21 protein-coding genes are annotated in these 12,670 nt (G+C 56.3%); all 21 read left to right on the forward strand.

The window, feature by feature from the left end:
• The first annotated feature begins 26 nt into the window (after nt 1–26).
• The 21 genes from rpsG (at nt 27) to rplR (ending at nt 12,653) form a co-directional block, all read left to right on the forward strand.
• On the forward strand, nt 27–497 hold the full coding sequence (gene rpsG / locus HRR99_RS05370) for a 30S ribosomal protein S7 (RefSeq protein ID WP_062450738.1): 471 nt from the start codon (nt 27–29) through the stop codon (nt 495–497).
• A gap of 27 nt (nt 498–524) precedes the next feature.
• Entirely contained in the window at nt 525–2,624 is a 2,100-nt protein-coding gene (fusA, locus tag HRR99_RS05375) for an elongation factor G (protein ID WP_233123043.1), read from the forward strand.
• A 66-nt stretch (nt 2,625–2,690) separates the two neighbouring features.
• Nucleotides 2,691–3,866 carry an elongation factor Tu gene (tuf, locus tag HRR99_RS05380; protein ID WP_111841877.1) on the forward strand — a complete coding sequence of 392 codons (1,176 nt, stop codon included), beginning with the start codon at nt 2,691–2,693 and terminating at the stop codon, nt 3,864–3,866.
• Between the two features lie 357 nt (nt 3,867–4,223).
• Nucleotides 4,224–4,532 (forward strand): 30S ribosomal protein S10, encoded by a 309-nt coding sequence (gene rpsJ, locus HRR99_RS05385; protein WP_003507767.1) that lies wholly within the window; start codon nt 4,224–4,226, stop codon nt 4,530–4,532.
• Nucleotides 4,533–4,702: 170 nt separating this feature from the next.
• Nucleotides 4,703–5,344 carry a 50S ribosomal protein L3 gene (gene rplC / locus HRR99_RS05390; RefSeq protein ID WP_045230777.1) on the forward strand — a complete coding sequence of 214 codons (642 nt, stop codon included), beginning with the start codon at nt 4,703–4,705 and terminating at the stop codon, nt 5,342–5,344.
• Nucleotides 5,345–5,356: 12 nt separating this feature from the next.
• Nucleotides 5,357–5,977 (forward strand): 50S ribosomal protein L4, encoded by a 621-nt coding sequence (gene rplD / locus HRR99_RS05395; protein WP_111838907.1) that lies wholly within the window; start codon nt 5,357–5,359, stop codon nt 5,975–5,977.
• Complete coding sequence (locus tag HRR99_RS05400) at nt 5,974–6,267, forward strand: 50S ribosomal protein L23 (protein WP_062451321.1); 294 nt, start codon at nt 5,974–5,976, stop codon at nt 6,265–6,267. Before rplD ends, HRR99_RS05400 begins: the two co-directional genes overlap by 4 nt.
• Before the next feature lie 44 nt (nt 6,268–6,311).
• Nucleotides 6,312–7,148, forward strand: a complete 837-nt coding sequence (rplB, locus tag HRR99_RS05405) for a 50S ribosomal protein L2 (protein ID WP_111838908.1) — start codon at nt 6,312–6,314, stop codon at nt 7,146–7,148.
• 15 nt (nt 7,149–7,163) lie between these two features.
• Nucleotides 7,164–7,442, forward strand: a complete 279-nt coding sequence (gene rpsS / locus HRR99_RS05410; protein ID WP_045230774.1) for a 30S ribosomal protein S19 — start codon at nt 7,164–7,166, stop codon at nt 7,440–7,442.
• Between the two features lie 2 nt (nt 7,443–7,444).
• Nucleotides 7,445–7,834 carry a 50S ribosomal protein L22 gene (gene rplV, locus HRR99_RS05415; RefSeq protein WP_045230773.1) on the forward strand — a complete coding sequence of 130 codons (390 nt, stop codon included), beginning with the start codon at nt 7,445–7,447 and terminating at the stop codon, nt 7,832–7,834.
• Complete coding sequence (gene rpsC, locus HRR99_RS05420) at nt 7,834–8,565, forward strand: 30S ribosomal protein S3 (RefSeq protein ID WP_111838909.1); 732 nt, start codon at nt 7,834–7,836, stop codon at nt 8,563–8,565. The genes rplV and rpsC overlap by 1 nt, the downstream gene beginning before the upstream one ends.
• 38 nt (nt 8,566–8,603) lie before the next feature.
• Nucleotides 8,604–9,017: a 50S ribosomal protein L16 gene (gene rplP / locus HRR99_RS05425; RefSeq protein WP_042618528.1), complete on the forward strand. Its 414-nt coding sequence runs from the start codon at nt 8,604–8,606 to the stop codon at nt 9,015–9,017.
• 12 nt (nt 9,018–9,029) lie between these two features.
• Nucleotides 9,030–9,230 (forward strand): 50S ribosomal protein L29, encoded by a 201-nt coding sequence (gene rpmC, locus HRR99_RS05430; protein WP_042618527.1) that lies wholly within the window; start codon nt 9,030–9,032, stop codon nt 9,228–9,230.
• A gap of 12 nt (nt 9,231–9,242) precedes the next feature.
• Nucleotides 9,243–9,479, forward strand: coding sequence for a 30S ribosomal protein S17 (gene rpsQ / locus HRR99_RS05435; protein ID WP_111838910.1), 237 nt, complete (start codon nt 9,243–9,245; stop codon nt 9,477–9,479).
• A 233-nt stretch (nt 9,480–9,712) separates the two neighbouring features.
• Entirely contained in the window at nt 9,713–10,081 is a 369-nt protein-coding gene (gene rplN, locus HRR99_RS05440) for a 50S ribosomal protein L14 (RefSeq protein ID WP_003495199.1), read from the forward strand.
• 12 nt (nt 10,082–10,093) lie between these two features.
• Nucleotides 10,094–10,402, forward strand: coding sequence for a 50S ribosomal protein L24 (gene rplX / locus HRR99_RS05445; RefSeq protein WP_111838911.1), 309 nt, complete (start codon nt 10,094–10,096; stop codon nt 10,400–10,402).
• On the forward strand, nt 10,395–10,952 hold the full coding sequence (gene rplE, locus HRR99_RS05450; RefSeq protein ID WP_111838912.1) for a 50S ribosomal protein L5: 558 nt from the start codon (nt 10,395–10,397) through the stop codon (nt 10,950–10,952). Before rplX ends, rplE begins: the two co-directional genes overlap by 8 nt.
• 33 nt (nt 10,953–10,985) lie before the next feature.
• A complete protein-coding gene (rpsN, locus tag HRR99_RS05455) occupies nt 10,986–11,291 on the forward strand; it encodes a 30S ribosomal protein S14 (protein WP_062451328.1) in 306 nt (101 codons plus the stop codon).
• A 12-nt stretch (nt 11,292–11,303) separates the two neighbouring features.
• Nucleotides 11,304–11,702, forward strand: a complete 399-nt coding sequence (gene rpsH, locus HRR99_RS05460; RefSeq protein WP_042618522.1) for a 30S ribosomal protein S8 — start codon at nt 11,304–11,306, stop codon at nt 11,700–11,702.
• Between the two features lie 42 nt (nt 11,703–11,744).
• Nucleotides 11,745–12,278: a 50S ribosomal protein L6 gene (gene rplF / locus HRR99_RS05465; RefSeq protein ID WP_111838913.1), complete on the forward strand. Its 534-nt coding sequence runs from the start codon at nt 11,745–11,747 to the stop codon at nt 12,276–12,278.
• Nucleotides 12,279–12,290: 12 nt separating this feature from the next.
• A complete protein-coding gene (gene rplR / locus HRR99_RS05470) occupies nt 12,291–12,653 on the forward strand; it encodes a 50S ribosomal protein L18 (protein ID WP_111838914.1) in 363 nt (120 codons plus the stop codon).
• Nucleotides 12,654–12,670: the final 17 nt, after the last annotated feature.

The following is a 12,670-nucleotide window of genomic DNA, read 5'->3' on the forward strand; positions in this document are numbered from 1 at the left end:
GTCCATAACCGTTGAGAGACAAGAATATGTCCCGTCGCCATAGTGCAGAAAAGCGTGAGATCAACCCGGACCCGAAGTTCGGCGATCTGATCGTTACCAAATTCATGAACGCCATCATGCTTCACGGCAAGAAGTCGGTCGCAGAAAGCATCGTTTACGGCGCGTTCGACGTCGTGCAGGGCAAGACCAAGGCAGAGCCACTCGGCATCTTCCATTCGGCCCTCGACAACGTTGCTCCGCACGTTGAAGTGCGTTCGCGCCGCGTTGGTGGTGCAACATATCAGGTTCCGGTCGATGTTCGCCCAGAGCGCCGTCAGGCTCTCGCGATCCGCTGGCTGATCGCTGCTGCGCGCAAGCGCAACGAAACAACCATGGTCGATCGCCTTTCCGGCGAACTCATGGATGCAGCGAACAACCGTGGTTCCGCAGTCAAGAAGCGCGAAGACACGCACAAGATGGCCGACGCCAACCGCGCATTCTCGCATTACCGCTGGTAATCTAACCGATCCGAAAGGCAGTCCGTTATGGCTCGCGAATATAAAATCGAAGACTACCGCAATTTCGGTATCATGGCGCATATCGACGCCGGCAAGACGACCACCACCGAGCGTATTCTCTACTACACCGGTAAGTCGCACAAGATCGGCGAAGTTCACGATGGCGCAGCCACGATGGACTGGATGGAGCAGGAGCAGGAACGTGGTATCACCATCACGTCGGCTGCTACGACGACCTTCTGGAAGGGTCGCGATGGCAAGATGCGCCGTTTCAACATCATCGACACCCCCGGCCACGTTGATTTCACGATTGAAGTCGAACGTTCGCTGCGCGTTCTCGACGGTGCTATTGCCCTTCTCGATGCCAACGCCGGTGTAGAGCCGCAGACGGAAACCGTCTGGCGTCAGGCTGAGAAGTACAACGTTCCGCGTATGATCTTCTGCAACAAGATGGACAAGACCGGCGCTGACTTCTACCGCTCGGTAGAGATGATCAAGACCCGTCTCGGCGCCATCGCAGTCGTCATGCAGCTCCCGATCGGTGCAGAAACCGAGTTCAAGGGCGTGATCGACCTGATCGAGATGAACGCACTCATCTGGCGCGACGAGTCTCTCGGCGCTCAGTGGGACGTCGTTGAGATTCCAGACGACATGAAGGCCAAGGCAGACGAATATCGCGAAAAGCTGATCGAGACTGTTGTCGAGATCGACGAAGAAGCGATGGAAGACTACCTGAACGGCAAAATGCCTGACAACGAAAAGATCCGTGCGCTCGTTCGCCGCGGCACCATCGACGTGAAGTTCCACCCGATGTTCTGCGGTACCGCGTTCAAGAACAAGGGCGTTCAGCCTCTGCTCGACGCCGTTTGCGATTACCTGCCTTCGCCGCTGGACATTCCTGCGATCAAGGGCATCGACTTCAAGACCGAAGCCGAAATCGAGCGTCATGCAGATGACTCCGAGCCGCTTTCGATGCTTGCGTTCAAGATCATGAACGACCCCTTCGTTGGTTCGCTCACCTTCGCACGCATCTACTCTGGCAAGCTCGAAAAGGGCACATCTGTCATCAACACGGTCAAGGACAAGCGTGAGCGCGTCGGCCGTATGCTTCAGATGCACTCCAACAGCCGTGAAGACATCGAAGAAGCCTTCGCTGGCGACATCGTTGCTCTGGCTGGGCTCAAGGAAACGACAACAGGCGATACGCTTTGCGATCCTCTGAAGCCAGTTATCCTCGAGCGCATGGAATTCCCTGAGCCGGTTATCCAGATCGCGATCGAACCGAAGACCAAGGGCGACCAGGAAAAGATGGGCCTCGCGCTCAACCGCCTGGCTGCTGAAGATCCTTCGTTCCGCGTCAAGACGGATGAAGAATCCGGTCAGACGATCATCGCTGGCATGGGCGAACTTCACCTCGACATTCTCGTTGACCGTATGCGTCGCGAGTTCAAGGTTGAAGCTACCGTCGGTGCTCCGCAGGTTGCTTACCGCGAAACGATCACACGTCAGCACGAAGAAGATTACACACACAAGAAGCAGTCCGGTGGTACAGGTCAGTTCGCTCGTGTGAAGATCATCTTCGAACCGAACCCCGATGGCGAAGACTTCAAGTTCGAGTCCAAGATCGTTGGTGGTGCTGTTCCGAAGGAATACATCCCGGGCGTTCAGAAGGGTATCGAAAGCGTTCTGTCTTCCGGTCCTCTGGCTGGCTTCCCGATGCTTGGCGTCAAAGCAACCCTGATCGACGGCGCATACCACGACGTTGACTCCTCGGTTCTGGCGTTCGAAATCGCGTCGCGTGCCTGCTTCCGTGAAGCAGCGAAGAAGGCTGGTGCACAGCTTCTCGAGCCGATGATGAAGGTCGAAGTCGTAACCCCTGAAGATTACGTCGGTGACGTGATCGGCGATCTGAACTCGCGTCGCGGTCAGATCCAGGGCCAGGAAAGCCGCGGTATTGCCGTTGTCATCAACGCGCATGTTCCGCTGGCCAACATGTTCAAGTACGTCGATAACCTGCGCTCCATGTCCCAGGGCCGCGCGCAGTACTCGATGACCTTCGATCACTATTCGCCGGTTCCGAGCAACGTTGCTCAGGAAATCCAGGCAAAGTACTCCGGTCAGAAGTGATCGGGGTACGCCCCAAACGAATTTTAGAGTTTATTCCCTTTACGGGATCAGAATGGAGAGCCACTCATGGCAAAGAGCAAGTTTGAGCGCAATAAGCCGCACGTCAACATTGGCACGATCGGTCACGTTGACCACGGCAAGACGTCGTTGACTGCTGCGATCACGAAGTACTTCGGCGAGTTCAAGGCGTACGACCAGATCGACGCTGCACCGGAAGAAAAGGCCCGCGGTATCACGATTTCGACGGCCCACGTTGAGTATGAGACACCTGCTCGTCACTACGCGCACGTCGACTGCCCCGGCCACGCCGATTACGTGAAGAACATGATCACCGGTGCTGCCCAGATGGACGGCGCGATCCTGGTTTGCTCGGCTGCTGACGGCCCAATGCCACAGACCCGCGAGCACATTCTGCTGGCTCGTCAGGTTGGCGTTCCTGCGATCGTTGTGTTCCTCAACAAGGTTGACCAGGTTGACGACGCAGAGCTGCTGGAACTTGTAGAACTGGAAGTTCGCGAACTTCTGTCGTCCTACGACTTCCCAGGCGACGATATTCCAATCGTCAAGGGTTCGGCTCTTGCTGCTCTTGAAGACAGCGACAAGAAGATCGGCGAAGACGCCATCCGTGAGCTGATGGCTCAGGTTGACGCCTACATCCCAACGCCTGAGCGTCCAATCGATCAGCCGTTCCTGATGCCAATCGAAGACGTGTTCTCGATTTCCGGCCGTGGTACGGTTGTGACGGGTCGCGTTGAGCGCGGTATCGTCAAGGTTGGCGAAGAAGTCGAAATCGTCGGCATCAAGGCAACATCGAAGACGACGGTTACCGGCGTTGAAATGTTCCGCAAGCTGCTCGATCAGGGCCAGGCTGGCGACAACATCGGTGCTCTCGTTCGTGGCGTACAGCGCGATGGCGTTGAGCGTGGTCAGATTCTTTGCAAGCCAGGCTCTGTCAAGCCGCACAAGAAGTTCATGGCTGAAGCCTACATCCTGACGAAGGAAGAAGGCGGTCGTCATACACCGTTCTTCACGAACTACCGTCCACAGTTCTACTTCCGTACGACTGACGTGACCGGTATCGTTTCGCTTCCAGAAGGCACGGAAATGGTTATGCCAGGCGACAACGTCACTGTTGAAGTCGAACTGATCGTTCCGATCGCGATGGAAGAAAAGCTGCGCTTCGCGATCCGCGAAGGCGGCCGTACCGTCGGCGCCGGCATCGTCGCTTCGATCGTCGAGTAATAGGGTAGGCGGCGCCGATGGCGCCGCAGCCTTAACGTCGGGCATCTGCCCGGCGGGATAATTCTGGACAATGGCGGTGTGAAAAGCACCGCCATTGGACGTTTGATAAAAAGCGTCATGGCGTTGCACTTTTTGTGCTTGAAAATGACAGTGAAAGCGCGTAAACGCGCACTCACACTCACCAGATTGGATTCGCATCTTCTGCGAGGCCCGGTGATTTGCAAATACAGACTACTGAAATGATTGGTGTGCGTCGTGCATGCCTCTTGATTTTTGAAAATCTGCGGCGCCACGATCAACTAGGTTCATGTATTTCCGCGTGCGGAAATTCTAAAACAAAGAACAAGGACAAGACGAATGAACGGCCAGAATATCCGTATCCGCCTCAAGGCGTTTGATCACCGGATCCTCGATGCCTCTACCCGTGAGATCGTGTCGACCGCCAAGCGCACCGGCGCCAGCGTTCGCGGCCCGGTTCCACTTCCTACCCGCATCGAAAAGTTTACCGTCAACCGCTCTCCTCACGTTGACAAGAAGAGCCGTGAGCAGTTCGAAATGCGGACGCACAAGCGTCTTCTCGATATCGTTGACCCTACACCGCAGACCGTCGATGCTTTGATGAAGCTCGATCTGGCTGCTGGCGTTGACGTGGAAATCAAGCTCTAAGACCTCGGCCTGACCTTGCGAAAGTAAGGGCCGATATAACAAGGAAGGTACGTGGAGCAATCCAACGACTTCCAATCCGGAGACCGGAAACGTCGTGAGATGTCGAAGGGAACTCCTTAACAAAGGCCACAGAGGGTTTTCCCTTCAAGGCTCGCAAGAGGATTGAACCAATGCGTTCAGGTGTGATTGCACAGAAAGTGGGTATGACCCGGGTCTATAACGACGCCGGTGAGCATATCCCAGTAACGGTACTGCGTTTGGACAACGTACAAGTTGTTTCCCAGCGCACAGAAGACAAGAATGGCTACACCGCAGTTCAGCTCGGTGCAGGCCAGTCCAAGGTCAAGAATACGACAAAGGCACTCCGCGGTCATTTCGCCGCTGCCAGCGTCGAGCCGAAAGCAAAGCTCGTTGAATTCCGGGTATCCCCCGAAAACCTCATCGACGTCGGTGCAACACTGACCGCAGATCATTTCCAGGCAGGCCAGCTGGTAGACGTTACCGGCACCACGATCGGTAAGGGCTTCGCGGGTTCCATGAAGCGTCACAACTTCGGTGGTGGTCGCGCTTCTCACGGTAACTCCGTCTCGCACCGTGCCCATGGTTCGACTGGTTCGAACCAGGATCCGGGCAAGGTCTGGAAGGGCAAGCGCATGGCTGGTCATATGGGCAGCACACGCGTTACCACCCAGAATCTGGAAGTGGTTTCGACTGATGAGGGTCGCGGTTTGATCCTCGTGAAGGGCGCCGTTCCCGGTTCCAAGGGTTCCTGGATCATCGTCCGCGACGCCGTTAAGTCGGCAGCGAAGTAAGGGAGCCTCATCATGGAATTGAACGTCACAACCCTCGAGGGAAAAGACGCCGGCAAGGTATCCCTGTCGGACGAAATTTTCGGCCTCGACCCACGCCAGGATATCCTGGCCCGCATGGTTCGTTACCAGCTCGCCAAGAAGCAGCAGGGAACGCATAAATCCAAGAACCGTTCGGAAGTTTCCCGCACGGGTGCAAAGATGTACAAGCAGAAGGGTACGGGCCGCGCTCGTCACCATTCGGCACGCGCACCGCAGTTTCGCGGCGGCGGCAAGGCCCACGGCCCAGTCGTTCGCAGCCATGCACATGACCTTCCTAAGAAGGTTCGTGCACTCGCTCTGCGTCACGCACTCTCTGCCAAGCTGAAGGCCGAAGACCTGATCATCATCGATCAGCTCGTGGCAACCGAAGCAAAGACCAAGTCTCTGCTGGGTAGCTTCGCATCGCTTGGCCTGACCAACGCTCTCGTCATCGGTGGCGCAGAACTTGACGGCAACTTCAAGCTCGCAGCACAGAACATCCCGAATGTGGACGTTCTTCCGATCCAGGGCATCAATGTTTACGACATACTGCGTCGTGGCAAGCTCGTGCTTTCCAAGGCTGCAGTTGAAGCCCTTGAGGAGCGGTTCAAATGACGGATCTTCGCCACTACGATGTGATCGTGTCTCCATCGATCACGGAAAAGTCGACGCTGGTCTCCGAACAGAACCAGGTCGTATTCAACGTCGCCAAAGACGCTTCGAAGCCTGAAATCAAGGCAGCTATCGAAGCACTCTTCGGCGTCAAGGTCACGGCTGTGAACACGCTTATCCGCAAGGGTAAGACCCGTCGTTTCCGTGGATTCGCTGGTAAGCGTAAGGATGTCAAGAAAGCCATCGTTACGCTGGCCGAAGGTCAATCCATCGACGTGTCCACCGGACTCTAAAGGTTAGGCCCAAGCGGGCAAAGACCCAAAAGGGAACAAATACAATGGCATTGAAAAGTTTCAATCCGACCACGCCAAGCCAGCGTCAGCTGGTTATCGTGGACCGTTCTTCGCTCTACAAGGGCAAGCCGGTAAAGGCTCTCACAGAGGGCCTCAGCTCGAAGGGTGGCCGTAACAACCAGGGCCGGATCACCGTTCGTTTTCAGGGCGGCGGTCACAAGCGGACCTACCGTCTGGTAGACTTCAAGCGTCGTAAATTCGACGTTGAAGGTACGGTCGAGCGTCTGGAATATGACCCTAACCGCACCGCATTCATCGCGCTCGTGACATACACGGACGGCGAACAGGCTTACATTCTCGCGCCACAGCGTCTCGCTGCCGGTGACAAGGTGATTGCCTCCGAAAAGGCAGTGGACGTGAAGCCAGGCAACACTATGCCTCTTCAGTACATTCCTGTCGGATCAATCATCCACAACGTCGAGATGAAGCCTGCAAAGGGTGGTCAGATTGCCCGCTCTGCCGGTACCTATGTTCAGCTCGTTGGCCGCGATGCGGGGATGGCGATCCTTCGCTTGAACTCCGGCGAGCAGCGTCTCGTGCATGGCTCTTGCCTTGCATCCATCGGCGCTGTCTCGAATGCCGATCACGGCAACATCAACGACGGCAAAGCAGGTCGTTCACGCTGGCGCGGCAAGAAGCCTCACGTTCGCGGTGTCGTGATGAACCCGGTTGACCACCCACACGGTGGTGGTGAAGGTCGCACGTCGGGTGGTCGTCACCCGGTTACCCCTTGGGGTAAGCCTACCAAGGGCAAGCGCACCCGCTCGAACAAGTCGACCGACAAGTTCATCATGCGTTCGCGCCATCAGCGCAAGAAGTAAGAGAGGAACTCTCAAATGGCTCGTTCAGTATGGAAAGGTCCGTTTGTTGACGGCTATCTTCTCACGAAAGCTGAGAAGGTACGTGAAGGCGGACGCAATGAAGTGATCAAGATCTGGAGCCGTCGCTCCACGATCCTGCCGCAGTTCGTTGGTCTGACATTCGGCGTCTACAACGGCAGCAAGCATGTGCCCGTCTCGGTCAACGAAGACATGGTCGGACACAAGTTCGGTGAATTCTCTCCGACCCGGACCTATTACGGTCATGGCGCGGACAAGAAGGCAAAGAGGAAGTAATCATGGCGAAGGCTAAGACCGAACGCCGGCTGAAGGACAATGAGGCTCAGGCCATTGCCCGCACGCTCCGCGTCAGCCCCCAGAAACTTAACCTGGTTGCCGCTCTTATCCGTGGCAAGAAGGTAGATCGCGCTCTCGCCGAGCTCGAATTCTCCCGCAAGCGCATCGCTTCCACCGTCAAGAAGACGCTGGAATCGGCAATCGCGAACGCAGAAAACAACCATGATCTCGACGTCGACGCTCTCGTCGTCGCCGAGGCCTATGTCGGCAAGTCCATCACCATGAAGCGTTTCCATGCTCGTGGCCGTGGCCGTGCATCGCGTATCGAGAAGCCTTTCGCACACTTGACGATCGTTGTTCGTGAAGTGGAAGAAAAAGGGGAGGCCGCATAATGGGTCAGAAAATCAATCCAATCGGCTTCCGCCTCGGCATCAACCGTACGTGGGACAGCCGCTGGTACGCAGACACTGCCGAATATGGCAAGCTGCTGCATGAAGACCTCGCTATCCGTGCTTACCTGATCAAGGAATTGAAGCAGGCCGGCATCGCCAAGGTCATCATCGAGCGTCCGCACAAGAAGTGCCGCGTGACCATTCACTCGGCTCGTCCGGGTCTGATCATCGGCAAGAAGGGTGCAGACATCGAGAAGCTTCGCAAGAAGATTTCCGAGATGACTGCTTCTGAGACGCACCTCAACATCGTTGAAGTGCGCAAGCCGGAAATCGACGCAACGCTCGTTGCTCAGTCGATCGCTCAGCAGCTCGAACGTCGCGTGGCTTTCCGCCGCGCCATGAAGCGCGCTGTTCAGTCCGCACTGCGTCTTGGCGCCGAAGGCATCAAGATCACCTGCGGTGGCCGTCTTGGTGGCGCTGAAATCGCTCGTACCGAATGGTACCGCGAAGGTCGCGTTCCATTGCACACGCTGCGTGCGGACATCGACTACGGTGTGGCAGAAGCCACGACCGCATTCGGCATCTGCGGCATCAAGGTTTGGATTTTCAAGGGCGAAATCCTTGAGCACGATCCAATGGCTTCCGAGCGTCGTGGGCTCGAAGGCGATGCACAGGGTCCGGCAAGCCGTGAGCGCGGCGATCGTGGCGACCGTCGCCGCGAAAACGCTTGATTGACGCTGGCGAAAGATAAGCTCGGAGAAGTTAGAAAATGTTGCAGCCAAAGCGTACTAAGTACCGTAAGCAGTTTAAGGGTCGCATTAAAGGCGTGGCCAAGGGCGGCTTTGACCTGGCATTCGGTGAATTCGGCTTGAAGTCGCAGGAACCGAACCGCGTGAACGCGCGCGAGATCGAGGCGGCCCGCCGCGCGATCACGCGTTACATGAAGCGCGCTGGTCGTGTGTGGATCCGCGTATTCCCAGACACTCCGGTTACGGCGAAGCCGACCGAAGTCCGTATGGGTAAGGGCAAGGGTTCTGTTGAATACTGGGCATGCAAGGTCAAGCCCGGTCGTATGATGTTCGAGATCGACGGTGTTTCCGAGGAGATCGCCCGCGAGGCGCTCCGTCTCGGCGCGGCCAAGCTCTCGGTTAAGACGCGCTTCGTTCAGCGCATCGCAGAGTAAGGAGCAGGCACCATGAAAGCCGAAGACGTTCGCGGCCTCAGCGCCGATCAGCTCAAGGACAAACTCGCCGACCTGAAGAAAGAGCAGTTCAACCTGCGCTTCCAGAAGGCAACCGGCCAGTTGGAAAAGTCCTCGCGCATTGACGAAGTCCGCAAGGACATCGCCCGCGTGAAAACCATTGCCCGCCAGAAGGCGGCAGAAGCCAAGGCCTAAAGGAAGAATAATATGCCTAAACGCATTCTGCAGGGCGTCGTTGTGTCCGACAAGAACGAGAAGACTGTCGTAGTTCGCGTCGAGCGCCGATTCGCTCACCCGCTGCTTCAGAAGACCGTTCGCCGTTCGAAGAAGTACAAGGCGCACGACGAAAACAACCAGTACAAGATCGGTGATACCGTTTCCATCGAGGAATGCGCGCCGATTTCCAAGGATAAGCGCTGGACGGTGGTTTCCGCCCAGGCATAATTTCAACAGATTTTCGCGCGGGCCTTGCTATATGCGCGAAAGTCTGTATGAAGCAGCACAAGAACGCTCGTTCACGGGCGTTCTTTTGCTTTGATGCGCACGGAAGGTCCTTTAGGAAACCACCCTGTCACGATTATTCCGCGCGAAAACAGAGACAGTTCATAAGCTGGAACAGGGGGCCATCCGTTTAGGTGTGCCCAACCGGTCCGGTAACAACAAGAAGGCGACCTGACATGATTCAGATGCAAACAAACCTCGACGTGGCGGATAATTCCGGCGCACGTCGTGTCATGTGCATCAAGGTGCTGGGCGGCTCGAAGCGTAAGTATGCTTCCGTTGGCGACATTATTGTCGTTTCGATCAAGGAAGCAATTCCGCGCGGCCGCGTCAAAAAGGGCGACGTGATGAAGGCGGTTGTTGTTCGTACCGCCAAGGACATCCGCCGCGCTGACGGCAGCGTCATCCGTTTCGATAATAACGCAGCCGTTCTTATCGATAACAAGAAAGAGCCGATCGGCACCCGTATCTTCGGACCGGTTCCACGCGAACTTCGCGCTAAGAACCACATGAAGATCATCTCGCTGGCTCCAGAAGTACTGTAAGGAGCGATAGCGATGCAGAAAATTCGTAAAGGCGACAAAGTTGTCGTATTGACCGGTAAGGACAAGGGCCGTACCGGCGAAGTAACACAGGTCTTGCCGAAAGAAGACCGGGCTTTTGTGAGTGGCGTAAACATGGTGAAACGTCACCAGCGCCAGACCCAGGGCCAGGAAGGCGGCATCATCAACAAGGAAGCTTCCTTGCACATTTCCAACCTCGCCATCGCCGATAAGGATGGCAAGCCAACTCGCGTTGGTTTCCAGGTTATCGATGGCAAGAAGGTCCGTGTGGCCAAGCGTTCGGGAGAAGTGATCGATGGCTGAGTCCAAGTACGAGCCGCGTCTCAAGGCTGAATACGTTTCCCGTATTCGCGGCGCGATGCAAGAGAAGTTCTCTTACGCGAACGTTATGATGATCCCCAAGCTGGACAAGATCGTCATCAACATGGGTGTTGGCGAAGCAACGGCTGATTCTAAGAAGCCAACAGTTGCTGCTGGCGATTTGGCGGCTATTGCCGGTCAGAAGCCTGTCATCACCAAGGCTCGCAATTCCATCGCGGGCTTCAAGGTTCGCGAGCACATGCCAATCGGCGCGAAGGTTACTCTTCGTGGCGCCCGCATGTACGAATTCCTTGATCGTCTGGTCAACATCGCGCTTCCGCGCGTTCGCGACTTCCGGGGTCTGAACCCCAAGAGCTTTGACGGCCGTGGCAACTTCGCCATGGGCATCAAGGAGCACATTGTGTTCCCAGAGATCAACTACGATAAGGTTGATCAGATGTGGGGCATGGACATCATCGTTTGCACGACGGCGACATCGGACGACGAAGCACGGGCTCTTTTGACAGAGTTCAACTTCCCGTTCCGTCAGTAACCGTAACGACGAGCGTAGAAAAGGAACTCCGATATGGCGAAAACAAGCGCAGTTGAAAAGAACAAGCGCCGCCGCAAGACAGTTGCCTCGCAGGCTGGCAAGCGTGCCTCCCTCAAGGCTATTGTCATGAACCAGTCCCTTCCGATCGAAGAGCGGTTCCAGGCAACTCTGAAGCTCGCTTCGCTGCCGCGTGACGGCTCGAAGACGCGTATCCGCAACCGCTGCGAAGTAACGGGCCGTCCGCGCGCGTTCTATCGTAAACTCAAGATGTCGCGTATCGCGCTTCGCGAGTTGGGCAATTCCGGCAAGGTGCCGGGTATTGTCAAGTCGAGCTGGTAAGGAGACGGGCACATGACAATGACTGATCCTTTGGGTGATATGCTCACCCGAATCCGCAATGGTGCAGCCCGTCGCAAGTCTTCGGTCAACACCCCAGCATCCAGCCTGCGTGCACGCGTTCTCGACGTGCTTCAGGCTGAAGGCTACATTCGCGGTTATTCCAAGGTCGATTTCGAGAACGGCAAGTCCGAGCTCACCATCGAACTGAAGTACTACGAAGGCGCGTCGGTGATCCGTGAGATCGGCCGCGTGTCCAAGCCGGGCCGCCGGGTTTATGTCTCGGTCAAGTCCATCCCGCAGGTTGCGAACGGCCTCGGCATCACCATCCTTTCGACTCCGAAGGGTGTGATGGCTGATCACCAGGCTCGCGAACAGAACGTTGGTGGTGAGGTTCTTTGCTCCGTCTTCTAAGACTGGGCAAGGATCTCCTTAACGGACAGACAGGATAGAAATATGTCTCGTATCGGTAAAAAGCCCGTTCAGGTTCCTGCAGGTGTGACGGCCAATGTCGACGGCCAGAAGATTACTGCCAAGGGTCCTAAGGGCGAACTGTTCTTCGTCGCCAATGACGAAGTCCAGGTTAAACTGGAAGATGGCGCGGTTTCCGTAACGCCTGCCAACGACTCCAAGGAAGCTCGTTCCAAGTGGGGCATGTCCCGCACGATGGTCGAGAACATCTTCAAGGGTGTCAAGGACGGTTACGAACGCAAGCTCGAAATCAACGGCGTTGGTTATCGTGCTGCCATGCAGGGCAAGAACCTGCAGCTGGCACTCGGTTTCAGCCACGATGTAGTTTACCAGACTCCGGAAGGCATCACCATTGCCGTTCCGAAGCCAACGGAAATCATCGTTTCGGGTATCAACAAGCAGCAGGTCGGTCAGGTTGCCGCGGAAATCCGCGAATACCGTGGTCCCGAGCCCTACAAGGGCAAAGGCGTCAAGTACGCTGAAGAACGGATCATCCGCAAAGAAGGCAAGAAGAAGTAAGGATCACGCGAAATGGCTAGCAGGAAAGAAGCACTTGCACGTCGCGCGAACCGCGTGCGCCGTCAGATTAAAGCGGTTGCCAACGGTCGTCCGCGCCTGTCGGTTCATCGCTCGTCGAAGAACATCTACGTTCAGGTTATCGATGATGTGGCTGGAAAGACGCTTGCGTCTGCCTCCACGCTCGAGGCTGACATGCGCTCGTCTTTGAAGACGGGTGCTGACGTTGCAGCAGCTGCCGCAGTTGGCAAGCTGGTTGCTGAACGCGCTGGCAAGGCTGGCGTCAAGGATGTCGTATTCGACCGCGGCGCCTTCATTTACCACGGCCGTATCAAGGCTTTGGCTGAAGCTGCCCGCGAAGGCGGTCTGAACTTCTAAGACTTTTCCGCCCGGCA

The organism is Agrobacterium vaccinii (assembly GCF_021310995.1).
Taxonomy (GTDB): Bacteria; Pseudomonadota; Alphaproteobacteria; order Rhizobiales; family Rhizobiaceae; genus Agrobacterium; species Agrobacterium vaccinii.

What these genes read in the sequence shown, in the direction of transcription:
- rpsG (WP_062450738.1), top strand. Translation starts at nt 27, where the DNA reads ATGTCCCGTCGCCATAGTGCAGAAAAGCGTGAGATCAACCCGGACCCG.
- fusA (WP_233123043.1), top strand. Translation starts at nt 525, where the DNA reads ATGGCTCGCGAATATAAAATCGAAGACTACCGCAATTTCGGTATCATG.
- tuf (WP_111841877.1), top strand. Translation starts at nt 2,691, where the DNA reads ATGGCAAAGAGCAAGTTTGAGCGCAATAAGCCGCACGTCAACATTGGC.
- rpsJ (WP_003507767.1), top strand. Translation starts at nt 4,224, where the DNA reads ATGAACGGCCAGAATATCCGTATCCGCCTCAAGGCGTTTGATCACCGG.
- rplC (WP_045230777.1), top strand. Translation starts at nt 4,703, where the DNA reads ATGCGTTCAGGTGTGATTGCACAGAAAGTGGGTATGACCCGGGTCTAT.
- rplD (WP_111838907.1), top strand. Translation starts at nt 5,357, where the DNA reads ATGGAATTGAACGTCACAACCCTCGAGGGAAAAGACGCCGGCAAGGTA.
- HRR99_RS05400 (WP_062451321.1), top strand. Translation starts at nt 5,974, where the DNA reads ATGACGGATCTTCGCCACTACGATGTGATCGTGTCTCCATCGATCACG.
- rplB (WP_111838908.1), top strand. Translation starts at nt 6,312, where the DNA reads ATGGCATTGAAAAGTTTCAATCCGACCACGCCAAGCCAGCGTCAGCTG.
- rpsS (WP_045230774.1), top strand. Translation starts at nt 7,164, where the DNA reads ATGGCTCGTTCAGTATGGAAAGGTCCGTTTGTTGACGGCTATCTTCTC.
- rplV (WP_045230773.1), top strand. Translation starts at nt 7,445, where the DNA reads ATGGCGAAGGCTAAGACCGAACGCCGGCTGAAGGACAATGAGGCTCAG.
- rpsC (WP_111838909.1), top strand. Translation starts at nt 7,834, where the DNA reads ATGGGTCAGAAAATCAATCCAATCGGCTTCCGCCTCGGCATCAACCGT.
- rplP (WP_042618528.1), top strand. Translation starts at nt 8,604, where the DNA reads ATGTTGCAGCCAAAGCGTACTAAGTACCGTAAGCAGTTTAAGGGTCGC.
- rpmC (WP_042618527.1), top strand. Translation starts at nt 9,030, where the DNA reads ATGAAAGCCGAAGACGTTCGCGGCCTCAGCGCCGATCAGCTCAAGGAC.
- rpsQ (WP_111838910.1), top strand. Translation starts at nt 9,243, where the DNA reads ATGCCTAAACGCATTCTGCAGGGCGTCGTTGTGTCCGACAAGAACGAG.
- rplN (WP_003495199.1), top strand. Translation starts at nt 9,713, where the DNA reads ATGATTCAGATGCAAACAAACCTCGACGTGGCGGATAATTCCGGCGCA.
- rplX (WP_111838911.1), top strand. Translation starts at nt 10,094, where the DNA reads ATGCAGAAAATTCGTAAAGGCGACAAAGTTGTCGTATTGACCGGTAAG.
- rplE (WP_111838912.1), top strand. Translation starts at nt 10,395, where the DNA reads ATGGCTGAGTCCAAGTACGAGCCGCGTCTCAAGGCTGAATACGTTTCC.
- rpsN (WP_062451328.1), top strand. Translation starts at nt 10,986, where the DNA reads ATGGCGAAAACAAGCGCAGTTGAAAAGAACAAGCGCCGCCGCAAGACA.
- rpsH (WP_042618522.1), top strand. Translation starts at nt 11,304, where the DNA reads ATGACAATGACTGATCCTTTGGGTGATATGCTCACCCGAATCCGCAAT.
- rplF (WP_111838913.1), top strand. Translation starts at nt 11,745, where the DNA reads ATGTCTCGTATCGGTAAAAAGCCCGTTCAGGTTCCTGCAGGTGTGACG.
- rplR (WP_111838914.1), top strand. Translation starts at nt 12,291, where the DNA reads ATGGCTAGCAGGAAAGAAGCACTTGCACGTCGCGCGAACCGCGTGCGC.